18 protein-coding genes are annotated in these 17,863 nt (G+C 50.1%); 10 read left to right on the top strand and 8 right to left on the bottom strand.

Going from position 1 to position 17,863, the window contains the following annotated elements; all coding sequences use genetic code 11:
• Positions 1-2: 2 nt before the first annotated feature.
• Both rsmI and ACZ50P_RS13880 read right to left on the bottom strand, forming a co-directional pair.
• Positions 3-659 (bottom strand): 16S rRNA (cytidine(1402)-2'-O)-methyltransferase, encoded by a 657-nt coding sequence (rsmI, locus tag ACZ50P_RS13885; RefSeq protein WP_464131833.1) that lies wholly within the window; start codon positions 657-659, stop codon positions 3-5.
• Positions 659-1,387 (bottom strand): HAD family hydrolase, encoded by a 729-nt coding sequence (locus ACZ50P_RS13880; protein ID WP_464118281.1) that lies wholly within the window; start codon positions 1,385-1,387, stop codon positions 659-661. Before ACZ50P_RS13880 ends, rsmI begins: the two co-directional genes overlap by 1 nt.
• Before the next feature lie 104 nt (positions 1,388-1,491).
• Here ACZ50P_RS13880 and ACZ50P_RS13875 point away from each other — a divergent pair, with 104 nt between their 5' ends.
• The 4 genes from ACZ50P_RS13875 to ACZ50P_RS13860 are packed head-to-tail and all read left to right on the top strand — an operon-like array spanning position 1,492 to position 4,572.
• Entirely contained in the window at positions 1,492-2,382 is an 891-nt protein-coding gene (locus tag ACZ50P_RS13875; RefSeq protein ID WP_464131831.1) for a phosphate/phosphite/phosphonate ABC transporter substrate-binding protein, read from the top strand.
• 3 nt (positions 2,383-2,385) lie between these two features.
• Positions 2,386-3,165, top strand: a complete 780-nt coding sequence (phnC, locus tag ACZ50P_RS13870; RefSeq protein ID WP_464131829.1) for a phosphonate ABC transporter ATP-binding protein — start codon at positions 2,386-2,388, stop codon at positions 3,163-3,165.
• The gene (gene phnE, locus ACZ50P_RS13865) at positions 3,143-4,156 is read left to right on the top strand and encodes a phosphonate ABC transporter, permease protein PhnE (protein WP_464131827.1); all 1,014 of its coding nucleotides are present in this window, start codon (positions 3,143-3,145) and stop codon (positions 4,154-4,156) included. Before phnC ends, phnE begins: the two co-directional genes overlap by 23 nt.
• Before the next feature lie 11 nt (positions 4,157-4,167).
• Complete coding sequence (locus ACZ50P_RS13860; protein WP_464118277.1) at positions 4,168-4,572, top strand: acyl-CoA thioesterase; 405 nt, start codon at positions 4,168-4,170, stop codon at positions 4,570-4,572.
• Here the strand turns inward: ACZ50P_RS13860 and ACZ50P_RS13855 are convergent.
• Entirely contained in the window at positions 4,569-5,486 is a 918-nt protein-coding gene (locus ACZ50P_RS13855; RefSeq protein WP_464131825.1) for a chemotaxis protein CheX, read from the bottom strand. The two genes, ACZ50P_RS13860 and ACZ50P_RS13855, sit on opposite strands and share 4 nt — an antisense overlap.
• Positions 5,487-5,708: 222 nt before the next feature.
• Between ACZ50P_RS13855 and ACZ50P_RS13850 the strand changes: the two genes are divergently transcribed.
• Complete coding sequence (locus tag ACZ50P_RS13850; RefSeq protein WP_464131823.1) at positions 5,709-6,500, top strand: GYF domain-containing protein; 792 nt, start codon at positions 5,709-5,711, stop codon at positions 6,498-6,500.
• 24 nt (positions 6,501-6,524) lie between these two features.
• Positions 6,525-7,514 carry a hypothetical protein gene (locus ACZ50P_RS13845; RefSeq protein ID WP_464118274.1) on the top strand — a complete coding sequence of 330 codons (990 nt, stop codon included), beginning with the start codon at positions 6,525-6,527 and terminating at the stop codon, positions 7,512-7,514.
• On the opposite strand, the gene ACZ50P_RS13840 is transcribed toward ACZ50P_RS13845, so the two are convergent.
• Positions 7,445-9,256: an ABC transporter ATP-binding protein gene (locus tag ACZ50P_RS13840; RefSeq protein WP_464118273.1), complete on the bottom strand. Its 1,812-nt coding sequence runs from the start codon at positions 9,254-9,256 to the stop codon at positions 7,445-7,447. The genes ACZ50P_RS13845 and ACZ50P_RS13840 overlap by 70 nt on opposite strands.
• Positions 9,249-11,006 (bottom strand): ABC transporter ATP-binding protein, encoded by a 1,758-nt coding sequence (locus ACZ50P_RS13835; protein ID WP_464131821.1) that lies wholly within the window; start codon positions 11,004-11,006, stop codon positions 9,249-9,251. Before ACZ50P_RS13835 ends, ACZ50P_RS13840 begins: the two co-directional genes overlap by 8 nt.
• A 261-nt stretch (positions 11,007-11,267) precedes the next feature.
• On the opposite strand from ACZ50P_RS13835, the gene ACZ50P_RS13830 reads away from it, so the two are divergent.
• From ACZ50P_RS13830 to ACZ50P_RS13815, 4 genes are all read left to right on the top strand, one after another.
• Positions 11,268-12,002, top strand: coding sequence for a helix-turn-helix domain-containing protein (locus tag ACZ50P_RS13830; RefSeq protein ID WP_464131819.1), 735 nt, complete (start codon positions 11,268-11,270; stop codon positions 12,000-12,002).
• Positions 12,003-12,366: 364 nt separating this feature from the next.
• Positions 12,367-13,104: a hypothetical protein gene (locus tag ACZ50P_RS13825; RefSeq protein WP_464131817.1), complete on the top strand. Its 738-nt coding sequence runs from the start codon at positions 12,367-12,369 to the stop codon at positions 13,102-13,104.
• Between the two features lie 43 nt (positions 13,105-13,147).
• Positions 13,148-13,924, top strand: coding sequence for a murein L,D-transpeptidase catalytic domain family protein (locus ACZ50P_RS13820; RefSeq protein WP_464131815.1), 777 nt, complete (start codon positions 13,148-13,150; stop codon positions 13,922-13,924).
• Positions 13,925-14,034: 110 nt separating this feature from the next.
• Positions 14,035-15,498 carry a cache domain-containing protein gene (locus ACZ50P_RS13815; RefSeq protein WP_464131813.1) on the top strand — a complete coding sequence of 488 codons (1,464 nt, stop codon included), beginning with the start codon at positions 14,035-14,037 and terminating at the stop codon, positions 15,496-15,498.
• Here the strand turns inward: ACZ50P_RS13815 and ACZ50P_RS13810 are convergent.
• From ACZ50P_RS13810 to ACZ50P_RS13800, 3 genes are read right to left on the bottom strand one after another with little or no spacing between them, the layout of a single operon-like run.
• Positions 15,492-16,268, bottom strand: coding sequence for an HvfC/BufC family peptide modification chaperone (locus tag ACZ50P_RS13810; RefSeq protein WP_464131811.1), 777 nt, complete (start codon positions 16,266-16,268; stop codon positions 15,492-15,494). The two genes, ACZ50P_RS13815 and ACZ50P_RS13810, sit on opposite strands and share 7 nt — an antisense overlap.
• Complete coding sequence (locus tag ACZ50P_RS13805) at positions 16,237-17,091, bottom strand: MbnB/TglH/ChrH family RiPP precursor modification enzyme (protein ID WP_464131809.1); 855 nt, start codon at positions 17,089-17,091, stop codon at positions 16,237-16,239. Before ACZ50P_RS13805 ends, ACZ50P_RS13810 begins: the two co-directional genes overlap by 32 nt.
• Positions 17,092-17,100: 9 nt before the next feature.
• Positions 17,101-17,706: a YceI family protein gene (locus ACZ50P_RS13800; protein ID WP_464131807.1), complete on the bottom strand. Its 606-nt coding sequence runs from the start codon at positions 17,704-17,706 to the stop codon at positions 17,101-17,103.
• Positions 17,707-17,863: the final 157 nt, after the last annotated feature.

The following is a 17,863-nucleotide window of genomic DNA, read 5'->3' as shown; positions in this document are numbered from 1 at the left end:
GTCTAAACCGGATAAATCAAAAGCATGAACTCGGCTTTGTCGGCCCGAAGCCCCGCTATCAGTTTGTCGATAGAGCCTTCAAGGACCACTTCTTCTTCCTGTGAAAGATTCATGGTCAGCAAAAAGCGACGTTGGGAAAAATGATCTTTCATGTCGTTAAGAGTTTTCTTAAGACGGTAGGGTGTGTCCATCACAATGATGGCACGCTTTTCCTTGGTCAGCTCTTTCAAGGCCCGCGCCCGAGCCTCATTTTCCGCAGGCAAAAATCCACGAAAAACAAATTCATCGATACGCTGACCACTCAAAGATAAAAGTCCCATCAGGGCCGAGGCGCCAAGCACAGATTTTACCGGAACATTCTTTTGGCGACACAGACGCACAAGATCGGCGCCCGGATCGCAGAAGCCTGGTGTCCCGCAATCAGACACCAGAGCCACATTTTTGTCAGCGCATAAAGGAACAAGAGCCGCTTTGTCTTCAGGGGTGGAATGTTCATCCAGCACTTCGTAGGTTTTTCCAGAGATGCCATGGGCCCGCAGAAGTTTGGAGGCCTCTTTGGTGCTTTCGCAGATCACGACATCGCAGTTTTTCAGGACTTCCAGAGCCCGCAGGGAAATCTCACTGACATCTCCGATCGGAGTGGCAACCACGTACAGCATCAGGACTCCTTTTGATTCAACAGAAAGTTCATGATTCGCGGCAGATCTTCTGGTGGCTCTGCCTTGCCAGCGTGAGTGCTTTCAAAGAAAATCATCTGAACTTTGGGACAGTGTTGAGCCAGGTGCACCAGGTTCACAGGCTCATTTTCAAAGAAATAGATTGTTTCATAATTTTTCTTTTCCGCGGCGATGAACCAGTCTGTCTTGAACTGAGCATCGTCCATGCTGCGATGAGGTTTCAAAACAAGCTCGGCTTTTTCGTGTAAAGGGAAACCCCATTGCTCCAGAATTTCGCCGGAACTTCCACCCATTCTTTCCACATCACGACCCGTCAGGTAGGCCACATGCGCACCGGCCCGGCTGACAGCATTGACGAAGTCCACGGCCCCTTCATAGGGCTCATCAAACTGCAGGTAGTGGTTGGAAAAGAAACTCTTCTGCCAATAGGCACGAACAGCCTCCTGGAAGTCCTGATGATGGCCATCCAGGCCCGCACGAGTCAACGCACCGACAATACCCCAGTCAGAACGCAGGGTTTTGATATTTTTTAGCAACGTCACTTGTTCAGGGAAACGTTTTTGATTCAGCGGAGAGGCTGCGAAATCCAGAAGAATTTTTTCCAGACGGGGACTGACATCAAAAAGTGTGGAGTCGAGGTCGAAGACAACAAGACTGGTTTTTCCCTGACTGGAAAGGTCCTGAATATTGACAAGAATCTGCTCTAACATATGGGGCCAATGTACAGTGGGCGGCTTGGGCAAGTCCAGTGAAATCAAAGAGTTTCTTGCTCGTCACCGGGTCTTTTCTATAATGAATGGTGGAGGCAATCAGCATGAGGATTTTCTTTCTAGTTGTGGTCCTGATGGGGTCGATTCTGAGTGGATGTCACTTAAAAAAAGACATTCTGGGCAAGCCGGAAAATCCAATCAAGTTTCATCTGGTGCCCGCAGTGGACGCCAAGGTGTTGACGGACAACTCCAAGGTCCTGAAAGAGTATCTTGAGGCACACACACCTTATAAGTTTCAGATCACGATTCCGCAGAACTTTGTTGCGGTGGTTGAATCTTTTGGCACCCATCGCGCGGATGTCGCGGCCATTAACACTTACGGCTACTATATGGCCCATAAAAAGTATGGGGCCGAGGCACGTTTAACGGTTATTCGTTATGGGTCGGCAACTTATCAGTCTCAGTTCCTGGCTCGTGCTGACGGCAAAATAAAAACTCTGAAGGATCTCAATGGCAAGAAAGTGGCCTTTGTGGATCCGGCTTCCACGTCCGGTTATCTGTTGCCGCTGAAAACGTTAAAGGATCTGAAGGTGGAGCCCAAAGAAACCGTCTTTGCGATGAAACATGATTCTGTGGTGACCATGATCTATCAAGGGCAGGTGGACGCCGGAGCGACCTATTACAGCCCGCCTCAAAACGGACAGATCGAAGATGCGCGCCGCCTGGTGAAGACTCAGTATCCCGATGTCGAGCAGAAAGTGAAAATCATTGAGCTGTCGGAGCCCATCCCCAATGACCCGATCGCCTTTCGTAAGGAAATGCCCGAGGAAATGAAAGAAAAGATTGTTGATACCTTACTGCAGTTTACGGCCACTCCGGAAGGAAAGAAGGCATTGGATCTGATGTTGGGTGCAACCAATCTGAAAAAAGCAACGGACAGCGATTATGACACTGTTCGCGAAATGCTTCGCCAGTTGGCCCCCGAGGGGAAGTGATTTGTGTCAGAAACTTTACTGCGTGTCGAGCAGCTTTCCAAAACTTATTCCAACGGTGTGCAGGCTTTAAAGAATGTTGATCTTGAGGTGCAGCAGGGCGAATTTCTGGTTATCATCGGTCTGAGCGGTTCGGGAAAATCAACCTTGTTGCGATGTCTGAATCGTCTGCAGGAGCCCACCTCGGGAAAGATCTTTTTTCAGGGCCGGGACGTCAGTCAAATGCAAGACCCCAGAGATGTTCGTGAAGTCCGCAGGCAAATGGCGATGATCTTTCAGCACTTCAATTTGATTCCCCGTCAAAGCGTTCTAAAGAATGTGATGATGGGACGTTTGGCCGACAAGTCCTTGTGGCAAAGTTTTTGGGGTGTCTTTTCAGCCGAAGAAAAGAAGCTGGCGCTGGATAATTTGCGTCTGGTGGGAATTGCCGACAAAGCCCTGCTTCGCGCGGATCAGCTGTCCGGGGGGCAGAAGCAGCGTGTGGCCATTGCACGCGCACTGACACAGAAGCCCGTCCTGTTGCTGGCAGATGAGCCCGTGTCTTCTTTGGATCCGGCCACCTGTCACGTGGTGATGGATTATCTGCGCAAAATCAATCAGGAGCTGGGAATTACGGTTATTGCGAATCTGCATTTTCTGTCGTTGGTTCGTAAGTATGCCACCAGGGTCGTTGCCTTGAAGGATGGTGAAATTGTTTTCCGGGGACGACCCGATGAAATCACCGAGGAATGGTTCCGCCGTATTTACGGAGAAGGGGCACAGGATGTTGCGCCGAACGATCTTTGATGGGGTGATCTTTGGCTTTCTGTTCTCGGCACTGGCTGCTGCTGTGTTGGCTCCCGGTGAAGAACAGTTGCTGCAGTTGGGAATGGTCAGTGTTTGGATCCTGACGTTTTTTGCCGTGGGATGTGCTTTAAGTCTGGTTCTTGCCGGACGGCATGTGAATACTTTAGGGGCCGCATTGTTTGGGCCATGGGCGCAACCTGAGGTCGAGGAGCGTCCGTGGTATCAGCTATTTTGGAAGTGGCAGTTGGTGACGTCCCTGGGGGCGGCCTTTGTTGTCGCAGTGGTGAAGACGGAATTTTCGTTCATCGAGCTGTTTGATCAGCAGGGATTTGCGGGGGCGGTTCGGCTTTTTCAGGGACTTTTGAATCCCAACTGGGATGTGTTACCACGTGCTGTTTTAAATATTATTGAGACCATCTTCATGGCTTTTTTGGCCACCAGTCTGGCAATCCCGGTGGCGTTTGCCTTAAGTTTTCTGTGCGCCAAGAATATCATGCAGGGGACTTTTGCCAGGGGTGTGTACTTTGTCCTGCGAACTTTTCTGAATGTGACACGTTCGATTGAAGCCCTGATCTGGGCCATTATTTTTTCTGTGTGGGTTGGGATTGGCCCCTTTGCCGGAATGCTGGCGTTGATGATTCACTCGGTGGCTTCACTGGCCAAACAGTACTCTGAGATGGTGGAATCCGTCGAAGAGGGGCCGATTGAGGCCATTGAATCCACGGGAGCCAATAAACTTCAGACGATTTGGTATGCGATTGTTCCTCAGGTGCTTTTGCCTTATATTTCTTTTACGGTCTATCGCTGGGACATTAATGTTCGGATGGCGACGATCATCGGCCTTGTAGGCGGTGGTGGTATTGGAACCATGTTGGTGCAGTATCAAGGGCAGGCCATGTGGCGTGAAGTGGGTTGCATCATTGTGGTGATTGCCGTCGTGGTGTGGGCCCTGGATCAGGCCTCAGCCTACATCCGCGAAGCCTTGAAGTAAGGAGACGTATTATGTCAGCGCTGAATTCATATAAAGTCGTGATCAAGGAACATCATGTGGACTCTCTGGGGCACATGAACAACGCCACTTATCTGGCATTGTATGAAGAGGCTCGTTGGGAGGCCATCACGGCACGCGGTTTTGGGTTCAGGGACATTCAACGTCTGAAGCAGGGGCCGGTGATTCTTGAGGTGAACCTGAAGTTCCTGCGTGAAGTTCTGTTGCGTGAAACAATCACGATCACTTTGGAAGTCCTGGGCTATAAAGGCAAAATTGGTCAGATGAAACAGCAAATGGTTAAAGAAGACGGAACTGTCGCCAGCGAAGCGGTGTTTACGTTCGGGCTGTTTGATATGAAAGAAAGAAAACTTGTCGAGCCTACCGCCGAATGGAAGCAGGCCGTCGGATTGGATTAAGCGACTTTTGCCATCGGAAGTGCAACAACGGTGATATAGAATTTCCCTTTGCCGGTGGCGAAGGGAATCATCATTCCTGCGGATCCCTGAGGGCAGGGGACCGTCTGACCCGCGCCAAGTATGACTTTAGGGACGGTCATCTGAACGCCATAGGAACTTATTTCCGCCTTGGCATTGCCGAAAATAATATTATTGATTTCACCGACGGCATCCTGGTTGTCCGGGGTCAATTCGGTTTGTTCTTCCATCAACATGCTGGAAACCACTTCCAGAAAACTGCCTTTATCAAAAGAAATACACAAATGCCCCTGGAAGGCCTGACTGCGAATCTCGACGATGGAAGACACTTCCCCCATCAGCGGATCGTGAGGAGATTTCGGTCCGGCCTTTTCCATTTTAACATCCGCACAGCCAAACTGACCCAGGACATGAGTTGTCGCCTTGATCACGGCATTGATCACGCGCACATCCACGGCATATTTTTGTGCTGCCGCAGTCGTCGCAGGTTCACGTGCAGCAGTGCCATGATGTTCGGCATTGAGCACGGTGATCATGGCATCAATAAGCTCGGTAGGGGACACGGGCTTTTTGAAAAAGCGTGAGGAGCGCAGGCTTTCCGGAAGGTCCGCCGCATCCTTCTGCGAAACCACGATCAGATTCGCGTCCTGTGTGTTTTTATAAGTATGTATTCCGTACACGAACCCACCGTCCATCAAACGTGGAACTTCAGTGTCAATCAGAACCATGTCGAACTTCTGATTTTCGGATTTAATTGCGGCCTCGGCACCATCTTTTGCGCGCACAACAACCGGAGCAACACCTGAGTTTTCAAGTTGCTTCAACAACGGCTCTTTCACCAGTTGCTCGAGCTCACAGTTGTTATCCACGATCAGGATGTTTTTACGCTGTTTCATTTCTCTCTTCTGTATAAAAACCATAAACTCTATTCGGTTTAAAGGGCCAATTTCTTAAGTGGTAGCAATCTTGTCGGGAAAGCATGAGGAACCCTTTAACTTAGTTACTTGTCGACAATTTCGACAAAATTCTTCAAACAAATTTCCAACAAATTGTCTAATTTCCTACAGTTAAGTCAGGTCCTGTTTGTGCCGATAGACCTCTCAAGGAGTAACGAGAGCATGGCAAAACAGTATTATCTTTCTAACAATGGCACTCATATTGGTCCGTTCAATCTTGAGACGGTCCTGAAAAAGATTGAGTCCCAAGAAAATCAATGGACTGATTATATCTATGATGAATCCATGGGTGAGTGGGTGATGTTGCTCGAGCATCCTGAATTTTCAGCCAAACTGGCGCAAAAGCCGGCAACTCGTCCCCAATCGACTCCGGCCGTTTCTTTGAACAAGCATCTTCTGAAAGACAAAGAATGGTTCGTCCTGAAGGAAGGCAACAACTACGGTCCTTTCTGTCAGTTAGAGCTGATTCAGATGCTTCAGGAAAAGGCACTGTTTGAATACGACTATATCTGGCACTCGAAGCTTCCTGCGTGGAAAAGGGTTGCCGAAGTGGAAGACTTCGCTCCGGAAAAAATCCGTGTGATGAAAGATTCCAAAGAAGCCGATGTGGCAGAAATCTTTTTCCGCCGTCGTCATGTGCGCGCGTCTTATGGCGCTTCTTTGATCGTGCATAACAATAAAACCGTTTTCCGCGGTCAGGCGCTGGAAATCAGTGCTGGCGGTGCCGGTGTCTTGATTGACAGTCCGAACCTGCAGCCCGGACAGTCGTTGTTCCTGCATTTTCAGCCGGGGGATGGGGTTCCGCCCTTCAATGCTGTCTGCCAGATCGTGAGCAAACAGTATGTTAAAGACGGCAGCAGTGCGGTGGAGCCGGTGAAGTACGGTGTGAAATTCACAACGCTAAGTCAGTCCGCTCGCGAATCTATCAAGAACTTTACGACGAAGGCTGCATAAAAGCGGCCTTTGAGAGGATGTCCCATGATGAAAATGGATTTTCGACTTTCACTTCTGGCAATCTCATCGGTTTTGCTGATGGCCTGTGAACAGAATGTGGCGTTCGATTTGCCGCCTTCTCAGGACAATTTCGGTCAAAGCATCACTTATAACAACAAAGTCGACATTCTTTGGATCGTGGATAATTCCACCTCCATGCTGAAACATCAGCAGCGCTTAAGCGATCAGATCCCGGATCTTGTGACAAAACTGAATTCCCTGAAGATGGATTATCACATGGCCGTGGTGACCACCAGTATGGGAGGCGACAATCCGGATGGGGGACGCTTTATTGGAACTCCCAAGTATGTGACCTCCAAAACACCTGATCTGATTAACAACCTGAAGGCCCGCATGATCGTGGGTGAGGCAGGAAGCAATCTGGAGCGAGGATTGGAGTCCATGGAACGAGCTCTTTCGTCCGGCTATCTGGCCAATGAAGGCAAGGGCTTCTTCCGGGACGACGCACTCTTGGTGGTCGTGGCACTATCGGATGAAGATGACTTTAGTAAGTCCAACTCTTCAGCCGGTATTTCCTATTACACAAACTTCCTGGACAGTATTAAAACTCCATGGGTGGACGGCAGCAGATCGTGGATGTTCAGTTTTATCGGTGTGCTCAGTCTGACCTCACAGTGCAAGACCTTTAATGACTTTGCTTCTGCGGGATTAAGCTATATTGGTCTTGCCGATGTGTCAGGCGGGGTGAAAGAATCCATCTGCAGCACGAACCTGGCATCATCGGTATCCAACATTCGCGCCCGCATCTTCCAGATTCTGACGGACTTTAAGCTTTCCAAGCTGCCGGTGATTGAATCCATCGTGGTGACGATCAATGGTCAGAAGGTCCCGCGCAGCTCCCAGAACGGCTGGGATTATCTGGAGGCCTCCAACTCCATTCGCTTCTATGGATCGGCGGTCCCGGCGGCCGATGCATCCATCAAGGTGGACTTCAAACCCAGAGAAGCGAACTGATAGTACATTCCCTGGGCTTTCATAAGTTCTTCGTGAGAGCCCACTTCCGCGATTTCCCCCTGATTCAAAACCACAATCCGGTCGCATTGCTGAATCGTTGAAAGACGGTGGGCAATAATGATACTGGTGCGCCCGCGCGTGATTTCTTTCGTGGCTTCCTGGATGATGTGCTCACTTTCAGAATCAATATTGGCCGTGGCTTCATCCAGAATTAGAATGTCCGGATTGAACGCCAGAATGCGTGCAAAGGCGATCAGCTGACGCTCGCCCACGGAAAGATTGGAGCCACGTTCGGCCACAGGGCTTGAAAGATCCCGCCCGGTACGCGACAGCAGTTGGCTGTAGCCCGTTTTGTCGCAGGCCTGTTGGATTTGTTCTTCGCTGATGCGAGGATCCCCCAGTCCGATATTGTCACGAACCGTCCCGCGGAAGATAAAGTTGTCCTGCTGTACCACGCCGACGTGATGGCGGATTTCCTCGCGCTGGATTCTTTCCAGGGCAATGCCGTCTACAAAGATCGTCTTTTCCGGAGCATCATAGAATCTTTGCAGTAAGGAGATAAATGTGGACTTGCCGCTGCCGGTACGACCCACCAGTGCGATGGACTCTCCGGCTTTGATGTTCAAGCTGATGTTCTTCAGTACCAGAGGCAAATGGCTTTCGTACTGGAAGTTCAAATTGCGAATTTCCAGCTCGCCACGCAAAGCCCCCGGGCTGGTCAGCTGTTCAATCTCGAATTCTTTGGGTTCATCCATCAAAGTAAAGATACGCTCGGCACTGGTCAGGGAGTTTTGGAACTGTTGATACTTTTCCAGAATTTCGCGTAAGGGAGGGATGAAGTCCTGAATGTTCATCAGGAAAGCCACCAAGGAACCAATCGCAATCGAGTTCTGCGCACTCAGGAATCCGCCAAAGTACAAAGCCGAAGTGATCGTCACCGCATTGAACAAATTCATAATCGGCTGCATCAGGGCATAGGCTTTGATCGAGCGCATGTTGGTGTCGCGATAATCTGTCGACAATTCGGCGAACTTGGCCCGATTTTTTGTGACCCGGTTGTACAGCTGCACCACCTTGATGCCATTGAGGTTTTCTGCCAGGAATGCATTGATCAGGGACAGTTTCTTTTTCTGCTCGCGAAGAATCTCGCGAATTTTATTGGATAGATAAAAGGACGCCCAGATAAACAGCGGCGCCAGGAACAGGGACACGACAGTCAGCTTCCAGGAAATCAAAGAAAGCGCGATAACGACAGAAGCGATCATCACGGCATTTGTGAAGACAGAAATGACACCTTCGGTGAAAAGCTCTCCTAATGACATGACGTCATTGGTAAGACGGGTGACAATACGACCGGTGGGGGTTTTGTTGAAAAACTGCAAAGGCAGGCGCTGCACGTGGTTCATCAGATCTTCGCGCAGATGGAAAAGCATGCGATTTCCGAACAACTGGAACAGATAGGCATTCCCAAACGAAAACAGCGAACGCATCACTTCCAGTGCCAGATAGGCATAGGCCACATTGGTGAAGACCTCGTAGTTCTTATCCTTCACACCGTGGTCGATGGCATACCCGATCAACGCGGGGATCAGACGAGCCACAGTGGCGCCGCCAGCGACCGCGAAGATGGCCGAAAACAACAGAATTTTTTCCCGACGGGCATACGGCCAAAGCCTTTTAAAGAGGACTGGATAAGTTACCTTGGTTTTTACCAGGTCTTCGTTCATGAAATTATCATTCATGATGTTCCCCCTGTCCTTGAATCTGAACGGTTTTTTGGAAGGTCGGGCTTGTTGCCAGAACCTGGTCAAAAGTGCCACAGGCTTCGACCTGGCCGTCTTTCAGAATCAGCAGGCGATCAACCCCTTTTAGCGACGACAGACGGTGGGCCACGATAATGCGGCTCATGCCACTGTGATTCTTTCGAAGCTCCTGTTCAATGGCTTTTTCAGTGCGAGTGTCCACCGCACTTAAGGAGTCATCCAGCACCAGCACCGGTGTTTTCATGATAATTCCACGGGCAATGGTCAGGCGTTGTTTTTGTCCGCCGGAAAGATTCACCCCACGTTCACCCAGTTGTGATTCAAACTTATGTGGCAGGGATTCAATTTCTTTGGTCAAGTCCACCATTTCTGTCATGCGCTGGATTTCCAGATCCGGGGCCTTTTCGGCAAGACCGAAGCTTAAATTCTCAGACACGCTTTCGCTGAACAAGAAGGCCTCTTGCGGAACCAGCAGGAAGGTGCGCCGCAAGGATTCCTGAGTCACGGATTCAATAGGATGGCCATTGACCAGAATCTGTCCTTCATTCAGTGGGTACATCCGTGTCAGCAAATGCAGCAGGGTCGTCTTGCCAGCCCCCACAGGGCCCATAATCCCCAGGCTTTCGCCAGCGTGAAGGGTGAACGACACATTCTTCAGGGCATAGACAGAACTGTCCTGGTGTTTGAAGGAAACATTTTTAAATTCCAGGGAGTTGAACTTTTCGATTGCCACCGTGCCCTGGTCAGGAATGTCTGTTTCTGTTTGCAGAACTCCCTTGATACGGTCGAAAGAGGCATAGCCTTTTTGGAAGTTGGAAAAGCCCATGCCCAGAGCAGTCATCGGCCACACCATTTTCTGAATGTAGCGATGGAAGGCAAAGAAGGTCCCCAGGGTCACCGCACCTGAATACAGATCATCCTTGGCAACGAAAAGTAAAATAACACTTCCTGAGGTCACACCAAACTCCATCACCGGGATGAAGTAAGAGTCCACGCGGGCCACCTTGTTGCAGGCTTTTTCGAAGGCGGCACTGACGCCATTGAAAAGTTCGGTGCGGTTTTTTTCCTGAGCGAAACTTTTGATCACGCGGATGCCGCCCACGGTTTCCTGCGCCACACCTGTCAGTTCAGAGAACCGGTCCTGCTGGATCTTATAGTTGGCATGAATCAGGCGCATGACCTTCCAGATCAGGAAGGGAACGATGGGCAGGAAGATCAGGGTCTTCCACGTCCAGTCCCAATTCAGCGACATCATGATCGGCAGATTCACACAGATGATGATGATACCGTCAGCCAGAATCAGCAGGCCGGGGCCGATCGCCTGGCGGAAGGACTGAACGTCGTTGGTCAGCAAGCTCATCAGCTCGCCCACGGGATTTTTGTGGAAGAAGTTCGGTCCTAAAGAAGTGATATGTCGGAAGATCTTTTGGCGAATGTGCTCTGCTGCAAAGGTATGGAAGCGACCGAAGTGCGCACGCCAACCGTAGCGAGTGATCGCCAGCCCGCTCATGATCGCTAGGAAAACAAAACAAGTTTTGCCGATCGCGCTCAGCGGAGCCTGGCTTTCGATCTGATCGATGGCGGCCTTCATGATCAGAGGATAAACCCCGTCCAGAGCATTGGTGAGCAGAAGAAAAAGCATCCCCAAGCCGAAGGCTCGGGGATTGTTTTTGATATAATACCAAAGAGGACGCTTATAGAGGAGATTGTTGTCGGCTGCAGTTTGCATTCAAGGAAGGACTGTATTTAATCCTTCCAGAGTCTGCAAGAAGTTTGGGCTGAGCCGAAGGTTTGCTCCTGGCGTCGTTCAAAGGCCCGTTGTTCCCAGCCGTAAAAGAACGGTCTTTGTTCAGTCAAACGAGCGAAAATAGTCCTAAGAAAGTTCATTGCGGACCTCCTTTTGTTATTCCTAGGATCGGCAAAGTGGTCCTAATATTCAATACCCTTGCTTGAGGTATTGATATACGATACTCTGGTTTTGGAGGTTGAGATGTCACAAGTTGACCAGTTTTTGAATGCCTTAAAACGATCCTTAAAAGCGAAGAACATTCTATATAGAGATCTCGCTAAGGCGCTGGACTTGAGTGAGTCTAGCGTTAAAAGAATCCTTTCCAGCAAAAGTCTCAGCCTTGAAAGGCTGGAAGAGATCTGCCGCATTGCGGACCTGAGCTTTTCTGAGATCGTCAAGTCCGCGAATTTGGAGGAGGCCAACCAGCCAATGATCCTCAGTGATGAGCAGGAAAAGGCTTTGGCGGAAAATGCGCGCCTGCTGCATTACTATATGATGTTGCAGGAAGGAAAAACGCCGCTGAAGATTGAAAAGGAATATCAGATTCCCAGTTCCGAATCGAAAAAATATCTGTTCCAGCTGGATCGTCTGAATCTGATCGAACTGCATCCACGCGACAAAGTGAAGCTGAAACGTCAGGGCTTTTTGCGCTTCCGCCGGGATGGGCCTGTCGGGAAAGCTCTGTTTGATCAAACCAAATCCAACTATCTGAATTATGATTTCCGTCCGGAAGACTATATTCGCTTCACCCTGATTAAGATCAGCACGCCCACGCTGGCCAAATACAAAGCCAAACTGGAACGCCTGATGATGGATATGCAGGAAGAGTCCCGCTACGAAATCGAGCACAATGTATCGGTGGTGGATACGGGGGTTTTGCTGGCGTTTAGGCCGTGGCAGTATTCCTACATGGGAGCCATCAAGAAAAAAGACTAGGGCGGTCGGTGAAAACGGCCCATCTCCTGCGTTGTCGGGGGACCGCTTTCGCTCCGACGTGCTTGGAGCACGCCTCCGCTTCAGCGGGACCCCTCCGCCTTGGATATGGACCGTTTTGACCGACCTTGGTTCCCGGTTGTGGGTGGGCTTGCTGCCTTTGGCAGCTCGCTGGTGAGGGAGAGGGCTTGCTGCCTTTGGCAGCTCGCTGGTGGGGGCGAGGGCTTGCTGCCTTTGGCAGCTCGCTTTTGGCTTGTTGGGGCCTTTGGCCCAACTCGCTTGTTTAGGGATTTGACGGGTGGGGCTTTTTTTCATGGGGGCGTTCCTTTGACTCAGGGGGAACGTGGGGTGTGGTATATAGCTTCTCATGCGGATTTTGGTGACTTTGCTTTCATTGCTGGGTCTTTCTTTATTGCCTGTGGCGGCTGGGGCTGGGCTTCGGGATGTGCGACCTTGCTTGTCTGAACACATTCGTGAGGCGATGGATCTGAATCAAGAGCGCAAGCCCTTGTATGCGCGTCTTTCCAACGGCAAAAGCAAAATTGTTTCTGACAAATTAATCTGGATGGAGCGCAAGCTTGTCGTGGCTGTGCCGTTTGCGGATGCCTGGGCCGCCCCTTATCAGGCGGCTGGTATTCCCATTTTGTGTCAGGATTTTATTTCCATGTCAGAGACTCCGAAATTCCAGGCGCGCCATCCTGACGGTAAAGATTCTTTGCACAATTATCGTCGTCCGGATGTGGAAGGTATCAAAGATCGACTTCTGGAACTTTACAAAGCCAAAGCCTATGGGACCTTGGCGCACTTTGCAGATGCGCAGATCAAAGAGCTGGATCAAAAGCCCCGGTACAACTGCATGGTGAAACACATTCTGGAATCTATTCGTCGCATGGCCGCTTTGACACCAGTGCATGCGGCAAAGTCCAAGGCTCTGAACAAAGTGTCGAGTGAATATCTTTCCCGTATTGTTTTGAGATCGCACATACTTCTTCTTCAGGAATCTGCTGAAATTGATGCAGCGGCGGCTCCTTTGCAAGCCGATGCTTTGCCGATTGTCTGTCAGGATGTTCCCTATATCCCTTGGCCCTCGTCCGACTCTTTCTGATTCTTAATTTGCCGATGATTGCTTCTGCCTCGACAGTGGAGGAATGAATTACTCGGAAAAAAATCACTCAAAACTCATCTCAGGTGTTCTGGTTGTTCTTGCGTTTGTGACGATGTTCTTCGCCTCCTCCAGTTATGCCGAGTCCATGTACAACCGTCGTGTGGCTGGTGGACGACTGCTATTTGATGTCTTGCTGGAGCAGTATGTGCCTCGTGAACCGTTGGATCTGATTTTTCGCATGTTTGACTACAATGAAGGGCGCATTCCTAACACCGATTATGCCGTGCTGGTGGATTACTCCCGGCCCTCTGTGGAAAAGCGTCTTTATTTGCTGAATCTGCGAAGCGGGCGTGTTGAACGTTTCCATGTGGCCCACGGGATTCGTTCCGGAATTTTAGAAACGCGCAGCTTTTCAAATCTGCCGGATTCCTGGAAAAGCTCCCTGGGATTTTACTATGCCAAGGGAACTTATCTAAGTAGCAAGAACGGACTTTCCCTTTATCTGGATGGTATCGATCGATCGAACAACAACTCTCGCATTCGCAATATCGTTCTGCACGGGGCGACCTATGTCAGCGAGGACTTTATTCTGCGCAATGGGCGCTTGGGGTGGAGCGAAGGGTGTTTTGCCGTGGGACTGGAGCATGTGCAGTACCTGATCAATATTCTTCAAAATGGCAGCATCCTGCTGTCCTATCACAAGGACCTGATAGCATACTCTCGACGCTATCCTTCTGAACAGTCGTTGTTCGGAGATGAGATCATACCTCCGGGGGTGAATACCCGGAGAAACCCAGGCGAAGGTGGCGGAACGGACTGATTTGGGTCATATGGGATCCAAAATCTTCCTCATAAACCGTTGAGATATATTCAGTAACTATTAAGTCTTCCGAAGAGTCTCCTGACGGTCTACCCCAGGAGTATGAGTCTATGCTGAATCGCCTTTGGAAAACACGCAGCTATCGTTATAAAACCCTGGCCCTTTTGATTGCGGCGCTAATTCCGCTCTGGGCTATAGTCCTGTTTTATGTACTGCCTTTGGTGCGTGAAAGCATGTACGAGGATCGTCGTGTGGCCATTCGTAGCACGGTGGATATCGCCTCGAAAGTTCTGGCTCACTATCATGAGTTGTCAGAGCAAAAAGTACTTTCCGTGGAAGAAGCACAAAAGCAGGCTTTGCTGGCAGTTTCCAAACTTCGTTATAACGGCAATGAATACTTCTGGATTAATGATTTGCATCCAACGATGTTAATGCATCCTTTTAAGCCTGAACTCAACGGCAAAGACCTGAGTGATTTTAAAGACCCCAACGGGTTTCGTTTGTTCGTAGCCTTCGCTGAAAAAGCCAAGGCCAAGGAAGGAGAAGGGTTTGTGCCTTATTTGTGGCCCAAACCTGGTTCGCCAAATCCGGAGCCGAAAATCAGCTTTGTGCGCAACTTCGCTCCGTGGCAGTGGGTGGTCGGCAGCGGCGTCTATGTGGATGACGTCGAGGCGGCCATCTCTTCGTTTCGCAATAAGGTGTTGATTGGTTTTTCTGCGGCCTTTGTTTTGGCGTTTGGTCTGTTCTTTGTCTTTGCGGGTCGCCTGATGAACTTCCTGGCTCGCACGGTGAATGAAACTCACGGTGCCAGTCAACAGGTTCTGGAGGCATCCAATATGCTTTCCAGCGCCGGACAAAATGTGGCGCAAGGGGCGGTGGAATCTGCGGCTCGTATTGAAGAAACTCTAAGCTCTATAAAAAGTCTGAATGACATCGTTCAGGCCAATCAGGGGCGGGCCCGTGAAGCTGCCGAACTTGCAAAAAATTCTGAGCAGGGAGCCTCGCAAGGGGCGCAGGAGGTCAAGCGCCTGATTGAATCCATCAATGTCATGGCCAAGATCTCTGAAGAAATCACTTCGGCTATGAACATTATCGACGACATCGCCTTCCAGACAAATCTGCTGGCTCTCAATGCCGCCGTGGAGGCCGCCCGGGCAGGAGAGCAAGGGAAGGGCTTCGCTGTTGTTGCAGAGGCGGTACGCTCTTTGGCGTTGAAGTCTGCCGAAGCAGCCAAGGAAGTTAAAACAGTGATCACCAATAATGTGACGCAAATGGAAGTTTCTTTGCAACTGGCGGAAAAAAGCGACCAGGTTCTGGATGGAATTGTCAGCTCCGTTCAGAAAGTGAACCTCCTGAATCAGGAGATCTCAGAAACGACAGCACATCAGTCTGAAGGTATTCGTTCCATTCACGAGGCCATGGGTTCATTAGAGCGGCAAACCCAGGCATTTTCGGCCGCGGCAGAGGAAACTGCCGCGACATCCGAAGAAATGTCGGCCCAAGCCAGCACCTTGCAACAGATGGTCACCAGCATGGCGACCGAGGTGATTGGAAAATCGGCCAAGGCTCAATAGGATTCCGCCGGCGTCACGTCGGCGATAATTCCAGTTCTCATCATCATTTCGATAAGAGAAGTGATTTTCTCAGGGCTCAACTCATTGGCATGATGACTGAAAGCCTCAGCCAATGAAGCGCCTTCCTGCAGTTCCTGAAGAATGACGGCCTCGGCCTTGGAAAGTCGCTGTGTCAGCACGCGCTGTTGTTTTTTGTAGATCAAAAGATGTTCGGGTACGGACCAGTTGATATCTTCGAACATGTAGGCCGGATCTTTGCGGCATTTCCAGATATCCTGAACAGAATACTCGCTGCTGAAGACTCGCATTCCTTCAATCATTCCGATGTGAACGTCCTCCTGACTTAACAGTTCTCGAATTTGCTCGATGGGTAAAGGTTCTGGTGTCGGAGCCTCCAACACTTCTTTATAGGTCCATTCAAAGCGTGCCAAATCAGACAAGAAAGAGATTCCTTTGGTGGTGGCCGAATCTTTTATAAAACCCGGGAAAGTTTCACCATAGACAGCCAGATTGTAGGATACAGACGGTTGTGCTTCTATATAATGCCGACACAGCTCTGCAAACAGAGCTTCGCCCAGCACCCAGGCGACAGCTTCAAAGGTGCCTTTTAAAGACTGTGTCAGGCGATTGATATAGCCGCGATGATAGATCTGAAAAGCCTGCTCTAGGGTCAGCTTTCCTACGGGGCTTAGGTTGTGCAGCTCTCGGGGGTCTGCTTCCGGGATCATCAGATTTCGTTTAAACAGACTCTGTATTTCGCTCAGCTTCATAGGACTTCTCCAGTATATGAACAGCTTTCATCACTTCGACTTCCAGTTCGCGGAAGTTCGGAATGTCTTCGTTTCTTTCAATCAAAGTGGGCAGGTGGCGGATCTGCGGGGCCAGCATACGGAACAGGTCCCAAACTTGATCGGGGATCTCTTGCGAATGGCTGTCGTATAGCAGTCCACCGTAATTGCTGGGGCCGGACAGATGAATTTGCGCCACTCGTTCCAGGGGAATGTGATTGATGTAGTATTTGGGATCGAACCCCTGGTTGTGGGAATTTACATAGACATTATTCAAATCCAAAAGCAGAGCGCACCCGGAGCGACGGCTGACCTCGGTGACGAAATCCCACTCATTCATATTGTTGTGGGTGTAACTGATGTAGGTCGAGATATTCTCCAACACCAACGGGCGGCGCAGAAAGTTCTGAACGAAATCGATATTATTGACCAAGGTGTCCAAGCTGTCTTCGGTGAAAGGTAGTGGCAGAACAGTGTGCAGATTCTGTCCGGAAACAGAATTCCAGGACATGTGGTCCGACACTATGAAAGGTTCCACGCGTTCAATCAGCTCGCGCAGTCCCTGAAGGTAGTCCACACGAATGCCTTCAGGTGATCCTATATTCATCGAGATCCCATGCAGAGCCAAAGGATAGTCCTGCCGGATGGTTTGCAGCATTTCCAGCGACCGGCCCTGCGTATGAATGTATGTTTCGGTCTGTGCCTCGAACCACGCGACTTCGGTGACAGGTCGCTGCTCCAGGTAAGAAAAATGAGGTGGGCGCAAGCCCATCCCCACTTTATGGGAAAAAGATGAATTGCTCATGAACGGCCCCTATTTTTTCTTAGGAACGGCGGAAGAGGCCAGCTTGGCTTCGCCTTCAATCTCAATCTTGATGTCATCACCGACGACAAAGCCGCCCTTGTCCATGGCCTTATTCCAGGTCATGCCGAAATCCTTGCGGTTGACTTTGGTTTCCGCATCGAAGGCGACCACGCGGTTGCCCCAAGGGTCTGTCACAGCTCCTTTATAATCGACGTCCAGAGTCACCTTCTTGGTGATTCCGCGAATGGTCAGCTCGCCTTCCACTTTTTCGGGCTTTCCTTTTTCGTACTCCACTTTGGTACTTTTGAAAGTCATATCCGGAAATTTGGTGACATCAAAGAAGTCCGGGCTTTTCAGGTGCTTGTCACGATCGGCCTCTTCGGTGTTCAGGGAAGCTGTCTTGATCGTGATATCGACGTCCTGAAGTTTCATGGAGGTTTCATCGAAATCAAAGGCTCCAGCAACCTGATGGAAGCGTCCTTTGACTTTGGAAACCACCAGGTGAGGAGCTGTGAAGGAAACATGTGTGTGGGCCTTGTCGATTTCGTATTTTGCGGCGAAGGCGGAGCTCGCCACGAAAGAGGTCGCAATAGCAGAGTAAAGTAGAATGCGCATACAGATCCTTTCAGTTGATTGCACGTTCTACTGTTTGGGAAGAAGAGGAGATTTACAAATTAAGATGCTGCAAACTTAAAATTGATCACTTCGAAAGTTGCCATTTGGCAGAGGTGAACAAATCAAAAAAAAGCCCGGTTTTCACCGGGCTTGATCG

The organism is Bdellovibrio sp. CKG001 (assembly GCF_055397465.1).
This window is presented reverse-complemented; position numbering and strand designations above follow the sequence as displayed.

Excerpts from the sequence above, each read along its gene's own strand:
- ACZ50P_RS13860 (WP_464118277.1), top strand. The coding sequence starts at position 4,168 with ATGTCAGCGCTGAATTCATATAAAGTCGTGATCAAGGAACATCATGTG.
- phnE (WP_464131827.1), top strand. The coding sequence starts at position 3,143 with ATGTTGCGCCGAACGATCTTTGATGGGGTGATCTTTGGCTTTCTGTTC.
- ACZ50P_RS13845 (WP_464118274.1), top strand. The coding sequence starts at position 6,525 with ATGATGAAAATGGATTTTCGACTTTCACTTCTGGCAATCTCATCGGTT.
- ACZ50P_RS13805 (WP_464131809.1), bottom strand. The coding sequence starts at position 17,091 with ATGAGCAATTCATCTTTTTCCCATAAAGTGGGGATGGGCTTGCGCCCA.
- ACZ50P_RS13825 (WP_464131817.1), top strand. The coding sequence starts at position 12,367 with ATGCGGATTTTGGTGACTTTGCTTTCATTGCTGGGTCTTTCTTTATTG.
- ACZ50P_RS13800 (WP_464131807.1), bottom strand. The coding sequence starts at position 17,706 with ATGCGCATTCTACTTTACTCTGCTATTGCGACCTCTTTCGTGGCGAGC.
- ACZ50P_RS13835 (WP_464131821.1), bottom strand. The coding sequence starts at position 11,006 with ATGCAAACTGCAGCCGACAACAATCTCCTCTATAAGCGTCCTCTTTGG.
- ACZ50P_RS13880 (WP_464118281.1), bottom strand. The coding sequence starts at position 1,387 with ATGTTAGAGCAGATTCTTGTCAATATTCAGGACCTTTCCAGTCAGGGA.
- ACZ50P_RS13820 (WP_464131815.1), top strand. The coding sequence starts at position 13,148 with ATGAATTACTCGGAAAAAAATCACTCAAAACTCATCTCAGGTGTTCTG.
- ACZ50P_RS13830 (WP_464131819.1), top strand. The coding sequence starts at position 11,268 with ATGTCACAAGTTGACCAGTTTTTGAATGCCTTAAAACGATCCTTAAAA.
- ACZ50P_RS13840 (WP_464118273.1), bottom strand. The coding sequence starts at position 9,256 with ATGAATGATAATTTCATGAACGAAGACCTGGTAAAAACCAAGGTAACT.
- ACZ50P_RS13810 (WP_464131811.1), bottom strand. The coding sequence starts at position 16,268 with ATGAAGCTGAGCGAAATACAGAGTCTGTTTAAACGAAATCTGATGATC.
- ACZ50P_RS13855 (WP_464131825.1), bottom strand. The coding sequence starts at position 5,486 with ATGAAACAGCGTAAAAACATCCTGATCGTGGATAACAACTGTGAGCTC.
- ACZ50P_RS13815 (WP_464131813.1), top strand. The coding sequence starts at position 14,035 with ATGCTGAATCGCCTTTGGAAAACACGCAGCTATCGTTATAAAACCCTG.
- ACZ50P_RS13875 (WP_464131831.1), top strand. The coding sequence starts at position 1,492 with ATGAGGATTTTCTTTCTAGTTGTGGTCCTGATGGGGTCGATTCTGAGT.
- rsmI (WP_464131833.1), bottom strand. The coding sequence starts at position 659 with ATGCTGTACGTGGTTGCCACTCCGATCGGAGATGTCAGTGAGATTTCC.
- ACZ50P_RS13850 (WP_464131823.1), top strand. The coding sequence starts at position 5,709 with ATGGCAAAACAGTATTATCTTTCTAACAATGGCACTCATATTGGTCCG.